This is a genomic window from Flavobacterium koreense, assembly GCF_054776075.1.
This window is the reverse complement of the sequence record NZ_BAAHCF010000006.1, coordinates 38,386-50,388: the sequence shown is the minus strand read 5'-3', so window position 1 is coordinate 50,388 and position 12,003 is coordinate 38,386. Positions and strand designations below refer to the sequence as shown.

General features: G+C 28.9%; 9 protein-coding genes. 3 read left to right on the top strand and 6 right to left on the bottom strand.

Annotated features, from left to right (window positions below; genetic code table 11):
* Positions 1–287: 287 nt before the first annotated feature.
* Positions 288–1,292, bottom strand: coding sequence for a DNA polymerase III subunit delta (holA, locus tag ACYU7A_RS03300; RefSeq protein WP_460574181.1), 1,005 nt, complete (start codon positions 1,290–1,292; stop codon positions 288–290).
* Positions 1,293–1,355: 63 nt separating this feature from the next.
* On the opposite strand from holA, the gene ACYU7A_RS03295 reads away from it, so the two are divergent.
* The 3 genes from ACYU7A_RS03295 to ACYU7A_RS03285 all read left to right on the top strand — a co-directional run bounded on the left by ACYU7A_RS03295 (position 1,356) and on the right by ACYU7A_RS03285 (position 3,713).
* Complete coding sequence (locus ACYU7A_RS03295; protein WP_460574180.1) at positions 1,356–1,811, top strand: type I restriction enzyme HsdR N-terminal domain-containing protein; 456 nt, start codon at positions 1,356–1,358, stop codon at positions 1,809–1,811.
* 3 nt (positions 1,812–1,814) lie between these two features.
* Positions 1,815–2,804: a glycosyltransferase family 2 protein gene (locus tag ACYU7A_RS03290; RefSeq protein WP_460574179.1), complete on the top strand. Its 990-nt coding sequence runs from the start codon at positions 1,815–1,817 to the stop codon at positions 2,802–2,804.
* A 78-nt stretch (positions 2,805–2,882) separates the two neighbouring features.
* Positions 2,883–3,713, top strand: a complete 831-nt coding sequence (locus ACYU7A_RS03285) for a flagellar motor protein MotB (RefSeq protein WP_396143404.1) — start codon at positions 2,883–2,885, stop codon at positions 3,711–3,713.
* Between the two features lie 74 nt (positions 3,714–3,787).
* Here the strand turns inward: ACYU7A_RS03285 and ACYU7A_RS03280 are convergent, their stop codons facing one another.
* The 5 genes from ACYU7A_RS03280 to ACYU7A_RS03260 form a co-directional block, all read right to left on the bottom strand.
* A complete protein-coding gene (locus ACYU7A_RS03280) occupies positions 3,788–4,693 on the bottom strand; it encodes a hypothetical protein (protein WP_460574178.1) in 906 nt (301 codons plus the stop codon).
* 84 nt (positions 4,694–4,777) lie between these two features.
* Positions 4,778–5,398, bottom strand: a complete 621-nt coding sequence (locus tag ACYU7A_RS03275) for an L-threonylcarbamoyladenylate synthase (RefSeq protein ID WP_460574177.1) — start codon at positions 5,396–5,398, stop codon at positions 4,778–4,780.
* A 492-nt stretch (positions 5,399–5,890) separates the two neighbouring features.
* Positions 5,891–8,767 carry a T9SS type A sorting domain-containing protein gene (locus ACYU7A_RS03270; protein WP_460574176.1) on the bottom strand — a complete coding sequence of 959 codons (2,877 nt, stop codon included), beginning with the start codon at positions 8,765–8,767 and terminating at the stop codon, positions 5,891–5,893.
* Between the two features lie 234 nt (positions 8,768–9,001).
* The gene (locus ACYU7A_RS03265) at positions 9,002–9,649 is read right to left on the bottom strand and encodes a hypothetical protein (RefSeq protein WP_460574175.1); all 648 of its coding nucleotides are present in this window, start codon (positions 9,647–9,649) and stop codon (positions 9,002–9,004) included.
* Positions 9,650–9,656: 7 nt separating this feature from the next.
* Positions 9,657–11,993: an ATP-dependent helicase gene (locus ACYU7A_RS03260; protein ID WP_460574205.1), complete on the bottom strand. Its 2,337-nt coding sequence runs from the start codon at positions 11,991–11,993 to the stop codon at positions 9,657–9,659.
* Between the last annotated feature and the right edge of the window lie 10 nt (positions 11,994–12,003).

The window sequence follows — 12,003 nt, the reverse complement described above, 5'->3', positions numbered from 1 at the left end:
AAAAAACAAGTGTTCTAAACTATTTAAATGATAATCAATGGTTTTAGAAAAATTGAAAATATCTATTCTTACAAAAATAATAAAACCTAAAAAGGATAAAAACAACCAATTGTAAAACTTATGTGATTCAATTTTTAAATAATTTGAATTTGAATTTAAGTATTCAAATGATAGATAAAATAATACTTCGTAAATCAACAAAAAGCTAATGTTTGAGACTATTGTAACAAAAAATAAAAATAGAAAAAGTAATCTTTGAATATTTAATGGGTTCATAAAACTTAATGCTAATTAAAAATCTTAACCAGCATTTCCTTTAATAAATCGTGATTTGGTAACGAATTAGCACCAACACCTTTACTTTTTACATCAATATCTCGCAGTGTTGCTACAATTGAACTCACCTTTTTCATTGGATAGTTTTTTAAAGCAACGTCATAATCTTTCAAGAAAAATGGACTAACACCAAGAACAGCGGCAACATTTTTAGGATTCTTATCTTTCAATCCATGATACTTCAACAGCTTGATAAAGAAACTAAAAACCAAACTAGTTGTAACAACCATCGGATTATCCTTTGGATTATCAGCAAAATATTGAGCAATTTGATAGGCTTTTAGTTGATTTCGTGAGCCAAGAGCATTTTGCAATTCAAAGACATTGAAATCTTTACTGAAACCAATATTTTCTTCAATATCTTTTGGATTAATTGTATGTCCTTTTGGTAAAATGATTTGCAATTTATTCAATTCATTACTAATTCGACTTAAATCATTTCCTAGAAACTCAACCAACATTGCGTTTGCTTTGGGTTCTATTGAGTAACCTTTACCTTGCAAAACCCTTGAAATCCATGTACCAACTTGATTGTCATACATTTTTTTACTTTCAAAAACTACTCCATGTTTGTCTAAAAGTTTGGTAACTTTTTTTCGTTTATCAAGTGTTTTGTATTTGTAAGCAAAAACTAAAACTGTTGTAGGTTGTGGATTTTCAACATAACTTTCAATTTTATCAATGGTTCTTGATAATTCTTGAGCTTCACGAACTACAACTACTTGTCTATCTGCCATCATTGGAAAACGTTTTGCATTTCCAACAACATCTTCAATGGTAACATCTCTACCATATAAAATGGTTTGATTGAAATCGCGTTCGTGTTCTTGCAAAACATTTTGTTCAATATACTCTGTTAATTTATCAATATAATAAGGCTCATCACCCATTAAAAAATAAATAGGTTTTATATTTCCTGCTTTAATATCATTGATAATTTTTACAACTTCATCCATTATTATAAGTATTCAGTGTTCAGTAGCAGTTGGCAGTTTGTATAAATTAACTATTTTTGCTTCATGCAAAAACTCAATTTTCCAACATTTACGTTTCGGTTCAAAAATAGTGAAAATAAAGTAGCTATCTTCGATGAAATTAGGAAAAAATTTATCATTCTCAATCCAGAAGAATGGGTTCGTCAGCATGTAGTTCAGTTTTTATTACAAGAGAAAAACTATCCTAAATCATATATTAACGTTGAAAAACTAATCAAAATTAATGATTTAAATAAAAGATATGATGTAGTTGTATATCAACCAAATGGAGAATTATTTTTATTAATAGAATGCAAGGCTCCTGAGGTAAAAATATCACAACAAACCTTTGATCAAATTGCAAGATATAATTTAGTTTTAAAAGCCAAATATCTTATGGTAACTAATGGCTTAAATCATTATTTTTGCCAAATGGATTTTGAAAATGAAAAATACGTTTTTCTAAAAGAACTTCCTGAATTTGAAACTACAAATAAATAAATTTTGAAAAAAATAGCTGTCGTTGTATTGAATTGGAATGGTGTGAAATTGTTAGAACAATTTTTGCCATCTGTCTTTTCATTTTCTAATGAAGCTACTATATATGTTGCTGATAATGCTTCTTCTGATAATTCAATTCAATTTATAAAAGACAATTATCCAACCATAAAAATCATTCAAAACGATGGAAATTATGGGTTTGCAAATGGATATAACATTGCTTTACAACAAGTTGAAGAAGAATATTATTGTCTTTTAAATTCAGATGTTGAAGTTACAGAAAACTGGCTTACTCCTATCTTATCTTTATTTGAATCTGAAAGTGATGTAGCTATAATTCAGCCAAAAATTCTTGATTTTAAAAATAAAGAATATTTTGAGTATGCTGGTGCAGCAGGCGGATTTATTGACAAATATGGATATCCTTTTTGTCGAGGAAGAGTTTTTGAAACTATTGAAAAAGACAACCATCAATATGATGATGAAAAAGATATCTTTTGGGCAAGTGGCGCTTGTTTTTTTATTCGAAAAGATATTTATAGAAAATTAAACGGTTTTGATGGCGATTTTTTTGCACATCAAGAGGAAATTGATTTATGTTGGAGAGCATTCAATCTTGGATATAAAGCAAAATATACTTCAAAATCTATTGTTTATCATGTTGGAGGTGCAACTTTGAATGAAGGAAATCCGAAGAAAACATTTTTAAACTTTAGAAATTCTTTGTTAATGCTTTTGAAAAATTTACCGAAAAACAAATTGTTTTCAATAATCTTCCTTCGATTAGTCTTAGATGGAATCGCTGGAATAAAATTTATTTTTCAAGGAAAATTTAAACATTGTTTTGCAATTATAAAGGCACACTTTCATTTTTATCATTTGATTTCCAAAAACTTAAAGAAAAGAAATACTATTCAAAAGGAAAATTACTTTCATACAAAAAGCATAGTTTACTCTTATTTTGTTAAAGGAGGCAAGGTTTTTGAGAGATAATTAACAATACTTTATAGTAAATGTTCGTTTAAACAATCAAGAAATTGTAATTTTGCAATATCAAAAATCAAATTCATTATGAGAAAAGTAATTTTTATGTTTTCATTGGCTGCATTGACATTAACATCGTGTGGAACCAAAAAGAAACTAGCTGAATTAGAGCAAAAAAATAAAGAGTGTCAGGATTTATTAAATTCTACAACAGTAAAATTAAATATGTGCTTAACAGAAAGAGAAGCACTTGAAAAGCAAAACGAATATTTAAAGAAAAACAATTCCGAGTTGATTAATAATGTTGGGAATATGACAACATTAACTCAACAAGGAGCTGCTAATATTGAAAAAGCATTAGAGTCTATTAAAGAAAAAGATTTGAAAATTTCTAGAATGCAAGATGCTTTAACTAAAAAAGATAGTGTTACGCTAGCATTGGTAACTAGTTTAAAAAGTTCGGTTGGAATTTCAGATCCAGATATTGAAGTTAATGTAGAAAAAGGAGTAGTTTTTATTTCTATTGCTGATAAATTACTTTTCAAAAGCGGAAGTTATGTAGTAAGTGACAGAGCTAAAGAAGTTTTAGCAAAAGTTGCAAAAGTAGTTAACGATAAACCTACATTTGAATGCATGGTAGAAGGTCATACAGATAGTGTTCCATTTACAGGTAATGCTGTTTTGTTAGACAACTGGGATTTAAGTGTAAAACGTTCAACTGCAATTGTTAGAGTTTTAACTAAAGATTTAGGTGTAAAACCTTCTCAATTAATAGCTGCTGGACGTGGAGAATACGTACCATTAGTGGATAACAAAACTGCTGAAAACAGAGCTACCAACAGAAGAACTAGAATCGTTGTTTTACCAAAAATTGACGAATTCTACGAAATGATTGAAAAGGAAATGAAGAAACAATAAATTGAAGTACGAGGTTAAAAATACGAAGTACGAAATTTGAATATAATAAAACGCCTTGAGAAATCGAGGCGTTTTTATTTTATACCATAATTCAACGGAACCATATCTGCAACTTTCAACTGTGCTATATATCCGGAAAAAATGATGCTCTCTACATTGGAATTATTACCAAATTGATCTACAAAAAAAGTATCGGTTTCAAAGATTATTCTTGATTGTTGTTTCTTCTTGTATAACAAATTGAATTCAGCAACAAACTTCTTCCCTACTAATGATTTATCTTGCTTACTAACAATAACTTGTTTAGAGTCAGAATCCCCAGTTATCTTAAAATAATCATTTGGATTGTCTTGAAACTTACCTACAAACAGAAGAAAATTGTCTTTGTCCCAAATATTGTTTACTAAATTTCTAAAAAAATGCATTTGGGATCCTTCATAACATTTTTGGCGTTGCTTTAGTATTTTAGGATTTGATTCGACTTCTTCGTATCGAGATAATCCTAAATAAAAACTTCTATATACTTCTGAAGAACTGATACTTGTAGACAAAAACTTAACTTCAAAATCAACCAATTCGTAGTTTATTTTGTAGCCTAAAAGTGCATTATTGATTATTAAAGGTTTGTCTGAATAAGCTTTGAAAGTGTTAGTAGTTTCATCATAATCAAAATATAAATCGTCTTCATTTTCAATTTTGGCTTTTCTACCAACTGCTGTTTGCCCTAAAAATTGTTCGCGGAATAATTGTAGTTTTTGCTTTCTTGAAAAGCGATCTTTTTTTAAAACAACTTCATTCAGAATGTTAACGGCTTCTTTTAGAACTATATTAAGTTCTTTACCATTATCATAATCTTTGATATATTGTGTTTGATATCCGATAAAACTAACGGCTAAAATACTATTGATTTTACCTCCATATTGCAATTGAAGTACCATCAAAATAAATATTTGCACCCGGCAAAGGTTGATTTTTTTCATCAACAATTTTACCTTTTACAACTTGGGCAAAAGAAATAGACGAAAATAGAACAACTAGAAAAAAAAATTTGACCAATTTCATACTTACAAAATATCTAAACTTCCTTTTCCTTCACGAATTACTTCTGGCTCATATCCTGATAAATCGATTATAGTTGATGGAATATTATAACCATAACCTCCATCAATTACAATATCAACAATATTTTGCCATTTTTCAAAAATCAATTCAGGATCTGTAGAATATTCTAATACTTCATCTTCGTCGTATATAGAAGTTGAAATAATAGGATTTCCTAATTCTTTTACAATAGCTCTGATGATATTATTATCTGGAACACGAATTCCAACCGTTTTTTTATTCTTGAATACTTTTGGTAAATCATTATTTCCTGGCAAAATAAAAGTATAAGGTCCTGGAAGAGCGCGTTTAAGTAATTTAAAAGTTGAAGTGTCAATTTGTTTAACATAGTCAGAAATATGACTTAAATCGTAACAAATGAAAGACAGATTGGCTTTTTCAAGTTTGATTCCTTTAATCTTTGCAACTTTTTCTAAAGCTTTTAAATTGGTAATATCGCAACCTAATCCGTAAACAGTATCGGTTGGATAAATTATTAAACCACCATTTTTTAAAACATCAACTACTTTTTTGATAGCTGATTCGTTGGGCTTATCGTCGTATATTTTTATAAATTGTGACATATAATTAAGGAATATATAAAGGTAAAGATACCACAAAAAACGTTAAGGTGAATTAGAATTTGATAGTTCTTTAACATCCCAAGTTTCTAATATGTAATAATTCCAAATTCCTTTTTTAACTTCAATACTAACTTGAAAATCATCTGGATTTTTATCTAAGTAAGGTTTGATATCTTCATAACTAACTCTTATTCTCTCTTTTTTACCTTTGAAAATAAATCTAATTAAATTAGAACCACTTCTTCCGGTTGAATGGTGAAAATCATAAACTTTTAAAGTGTAAGTTCAGATTCAAAGAAATAATAATGTATTACACGAATTACAAGAATAGTTTTTGGGATTTTTTTTAAATAATAGCTTTTATTGGGATTGTGTAATAGTTACTGCTGTTATATAAAGCTATATTTCGACAATGTTTATTTTATTTGACTTAAATCTACTTTTTTTTGAAATACAATTATTTTTTTAAAATTTAAAAAACATTGAACTTTATTAGTTTTTAATAAAGTTTCTAAATATGGTTCCGTTGTTGGTTGTTATTTTAAATAAATAAGTACCTATTTCATAATTTGACACTTCAAATTGAATAACTGATTTATTTACTTTTTCAGTTTTCAAAACTCTTCCTTGTAAATCATAAATTTCTATAGATATTATATTTGAGTTTGAATTTGTAATATTGACTATTGAATTAGTAGGATTTGGATAAATCATAAGATTTTTATCATCGTAATTTAATTCTGACAATCCAAGTCCTTGCAAAACAGAGATGCTTACCGTTGCATTATCAGATGTAATGCATGATTCTTTGGATTGTATGTTATATGTTAAAACATAATTACCGTTTGGAGTATTTGCTGGAATTGAAATTAAACCTAAATCATTGATTGTAGCATCAGGAATTGATATAGGACTAACTAATGAAAAATTAACATTAGAAATATTTACAGAATTTGAAGGAGAGGCATTATATAAATCATTTACATAAACACTTGTAGTAACACCACCAGTGCTTGAATTTATGGGAAAACCAGTAAAATCATCATCAACAGCATCTAAAAAACCGTTTGGCAAAACAGGAGTTAGAGAAACATTGTCTAAATAATAATATGCTTCAGAACCAAAAATATCTTGAAATTGTACATTATTTAATCCACCTATATAGAGATACTTTAAATTAGGGTTACTACCAGTTGTGAAAGTAAAAGTAATTGTTTCCCAAGTAACCGCTGATGATAAACCTGAATAATTTGGATTTGTTAAAAAAACTTTATCAGAAGTTATATTTGAAATTGGAATAATTCCTCCTGTTGTTAATTCTAAATCTGTATCTGTAATAAAAGCTTGAAATTTTATAGCATTTGATAAAAAATTATCAGCCAATGAAACATCGAAAGTTAATTGGTATTGTGTGTTTGGTACCAATGAATTCTTTAACTCTGTTTTTATAGATTCACTGTAAACATTTTCTAAAAATTCGTATCTATTTGGAGATATATACATTCCAGAATAGGCATGATTTCCATTAATCCTATCAGATTGATTGCCAAAAAAATTTGATGGAATATCTAAAAAAGTATTTGTAGTATTTGAATTAAAATAATCAATAGATGCTGAATAACTTGCATTTTGCCAACCACACGATTTATATATTTGACTCAAATTACTGGGTGCATAATTGTGTTCTTCAAAAGCACCATTCTTTACCAAACTACATGGAGTATCAATCGTACAATTATTAAAAACATTTACATAAATATAGGTAATGTTTCCACGTTGCCCAGTAACATTGTCAAATGGCACATATCGTAATAAGTGAATACCTGGAACAAAGGATTTAAAAGAAAAAGAAGTTAAATCAATTCCTGAAATTATTGCATCTGGATCATATATATCTTTTACAAGCTCAAATCTAAGATTTGAAACCAAACCACCAGAATAATCATTATTTAAAATTCCTCCAATAATAATATTCGAGCCTGAATTGCCCTGATAAGCATATGTTCCATTTAAAAATCCATCATTTACTCCTCCAATAGTATTTCCTGGACATGTAGTTACACCATAATTTTTATAAGTGAAATTACTTGTATTCCCAAAAGTTCCTTCAACGCTGTATCCAATATCACATAATACTTGTCTTTCTTCGCTTGTTAAAGTTCTTTTTGCAAAAAGACCTGAAGCTCTTTCGCTCATCATAAAATATCCGTCGTTAATATTGCCATTGTAACAAGCATCTTCAAAATGGCTTAGACTACTTCCATTTTCAAAACAAGGAGAATTATAAACAGGGACTGTAACACTGCCAACATATTTTATGGATGTCGAACAATCAAATGCGCCACTATTTCCATTGAATACCGGAGGCGTTAAGCCACAATTAGGGTATAAAACATTAGTAAGAACAAATGGATTAAAATTGAAATCATACATTTGACCATCGGTTACAGGAGAATTAGTGATTAATGATAGATTTGAACTAGTTTTTAAATTTTTATCATATCTTGAGAAATATTTACCTGAATAAAATAAAAATGAGCTGTTACCACTATAATTCATTAAACTGTTGAATCCTAGAGCATGGGTAACTTCATGAATGATTATTGAATAGAAATCTAAACAATTTAAAGGATATCCTGTAGCAACGTTATATTTGTTGTAATCTAAATTCCAATTTACTGTTCCTCCAAAATTGAAACAAGCCCATCCATGATAAAACTCACCTGTAGCATTTGAATTAAAAACAGGGAAAACTGTATTTGAATAGGAATCAACTCCGGTCAGTATTGTCTTCCATATTTCATTATCTAAAATTCCACCGATATCACCTTGAACATAACTAATTGGTGATGAAATCGTAGGAAAACTATAAAAGGAACTTGCAGCACCGCCTGCATTTACGGGCAAACCTAATGTTATAGGGCTTCGTATCCAAAACTTTACTTTATTAATGTTTCCTGTATTTTTTAAAGGAGTATTTATAAAATTAGAAATATCTTGAAACGCTTGGAGTATTATAGACCTTCTTTGGTCATGATCTGGATTACCTACTATTTCCATACCACTTCCACTTTCAAAATAGAGCTCAAATATACCTGATGTGAACTGCAAATTATTTAATGTTGTTTTTCCATTTTTTAAAATATCAGGTTTTGCTACTTCAATTTCAGATAATTTAAAAACATTACCTTCTTTATCAAAAACTTTGTCAAATATTCCGTTTGGTGTATAATAAATTTCAGGATTTGATTTATTTTGTGCAAAACTTGAATAGTTCATAAACAATACGACATTAAAATAAACAAAAAAAAATGTTTTGTATAGATGAGATTTAATTAATACTTTTTTTGTAAGTTGTTCTTTTTTCATTTATTTTTATTTTAAGTAAAAATTTAGTATTTTTTTTATACTCGATTTTTTTCGTTTCGTATAGATCAAAGGTTTCATTCAATTTTAAGATACATATTTATTAGAAAGGTTGCGTTAGTATTTAAAAAAACTTATTTTTTTATTAATGTGATTTGCAATTTATATTTACATCTGAGTAAAAAGGATTTTTTTATATTGTAAAATATTATAGGAATATGCAAAGGAAGAGAAACGTTAAGGTGATTTAGAATTTGTCAGTTCTTTAATATCCCAAGTTTCTAATATGTAATAATTCCAAATTCCTTTTTTAACTTCAATACTAACTTGAAAATCATCTGGATTTTTATCTAAGTATGGTTTGATAACTTCATAACTAACTCTTATTCTCTCTTTTTTACCTTTGAAAATAAATCTAATTAAATTAGAACCACTTCTTCCTGTTGAATGGTGAAAATCATAAACTTTTAAAGTGTAAGTTTCGATTAAACTATTATTTGATTCTATTTTATTAATACCATCAAAAATTATATTAGAAGGAATCCAAAAAAGCATTACTGCTAACATAAAATGCATCAGAAATAAAAATGGCAAATAAATTATTTTATGAAAAATATTTTTTTCCTTTCTTATTGTAGGCAAAATATCTTTCCAATCAATTGAAAGTATATTAAATTTTACTATTAAAAATAAACCGATAACTACTGGTATCCAAAAAACAAATAAATCATATCGATTATCACTACCTATATACTCAGATTCAAAGAAATAATTATGTATTACACCAATTACAAGAATAGCTATTAGAAATTTATATTGAATCTCTTCTCGTTTTTTTTCTCTAGTTTTATTAATTTTAGAGGGTTTACTTTTTGTAGTTTTCATTTTTGTGTTACCCAATTACATCCAACTTTGCAAAGCGCAACAACAACTTTTTTATTCCGCCAACATCAAATCGGATTTCAGCTTTTTTATCAGCTCCTACACCTTCTAGATTGATTACTTCACCTTTGCCAAAACGTTCATGCATAACAACATTTCCTATAGTAAGCTTATTGTCAAACAAATTGGAATTGGAATTACTGGGAGCATTATTTGAGACAGGTTTCAATTTGCGAATATTTGCAGAGGAAACTGGTTCGTCGCCATATTTTTTTGGCGGAGTTCCTGCTGCTGGTTTTGATAAACGCAATTTAGATTTATCAATATCACCAAAAATATCAATATCCATCATAGGTTTATATCGATATCCTCCATTATCAGATGGGTTTATGTATTCTAAATATTCCTCTTTAATTTCTTCTATAAAACGAGATGGCTCACTGTCTGTAAGTTTTCCCCAACGATAACGCGATTGCGCATAAGTAAGATACGCTTGATGTTCTGCACGAGTTAAGGCGACATAAAACAAACGTCGTTCTTCCTCGAGATCGCTTCTAGTATTTAAACTCATCGCACTTGGGAACAAATCTTCTTCCATTCCAACCACAAAAACATAAGGAAATTCTAAACCTTTGGCTAAGTGAATAGTCATAAGTGCTACCCTGTCATCATCGCCAGTGTCGTTATCTAAATCGGTTGCTAATGCAACATCTTCCATAAACTCCGATAAAGCTCCACGAGCACCATCGATTTCTTTTTGACCTTCAATAAAATCTTTGATACCACCCATTAAAACCTCTATATTTTCAATACGTGCAATTCCTTCTGGAGTACCATCTTTTTTTAATTCTTGAACTAATCCAGTTTTTTTGGTAACGTGATCGGTTAAATAAAAAGCATCCTGATTTTCATTAATAACTTGAAAACTTTTTATCATGGTAACAAAATCTTGAAGCTTTGCTTTTGTTCCGGAATTTAATTTCAAATCAATTTTATCAATATGTTCCATGACTTCAAATATGGAACGCTTGTAATGATTGGCAGCAACCGTCAGTTTTTCAACAGTTGTATCTCCGATTCCTCTTGCAGGATAATTGATAACTCTAATTAAAGCTTCTTCATCTTTTGGATTAATAACCAACCTCAAATAACACAAAACATCTTTAATTTCTTTTCTTTGATAGAACGATAATCCACCATAAATTCTGTAAGGAATATCTCTTTTTCTTAAAGCATCCTCCATAGAACGCGATTGCGCATTGGTTCTGTACAAAATTGCAAATTGACCGTTTAGCATTTGGTTTCGCATTTTTTGTTCAAATATTTCACCGGCTACAAAACGACCTTCTTCTCCATCAGTAACGCTTCTATGAACTTTTATTTTTGGTCCAAAATCATTTGCTGTCCAAACAATCTTATCTAATTTGGTTTTATTCTTATCAATAATAGAATTTGCAGCTTCTACAATATTCTTGGTTGAACGATAATTTTGTTCCAATCTATAAGTCTGAACATTATCATAATCTTTTTGAAAATTCAAAATATTGTTAATGTTAGCACCACGAAAAGCATAAATACTTTGTGCATCATCACCTACAACACAAATATTTTGAAATCTATCAGATAAAGCTCTCACAATCAAATACTGCGAGTGATTTGTATCTTGATACTCATCTACCATTATATATCTAAATCTATCTTGATATTTAGCTAAAACATCTGGAAAACGATTTAATAATTCGTTGGTTTTTAATAATAAATCATCAAAATCCATGGCTCCTGCTTTGAAACATCTATCAACATAATTGGCATAAACTTCACCCAATCGAGGTTTTTTAGACATCGCATCTTGTTCTTGAAGCTCCAGATTATTTAGATAAGCTTTTACAGTAATTAGTGAATTTTTATAAGATGATATTCTGCTTAAAACTTGTTTTGGTTTGTAAACATCTTTATCCAATTGCATTTCTTTAATAATGGAAGAAATCAATCGAACAGAATCTTGAGTATCATAAATTGTAAAATTGGAAGGAAAACCCAATTTATCGGCTTCACTTCTAAGAATTCTTGCAAAAACGGAATGAAATGTTCCCATCCAAAGGTTTTTAGCTTCGTTGGTTCCTACAATATCAGCGATACGCTTTTTCATTTCACGTGCAGCTTTATTGGTAAAAGTCAAAGCTAAGATATTGAAAGCATCAACTCCTAAACTCATAAGATAGGCAATACGCATGGTAAGCACACGTGTTTTACCAGAACCAGCACCAGCAATAATAATCATTGGACCATCTTTCTGTAAAACTGGTTGTTGCTGTGCTTCGTTTAGTTGGCTGATATATTTCTGCATCATAAGAATT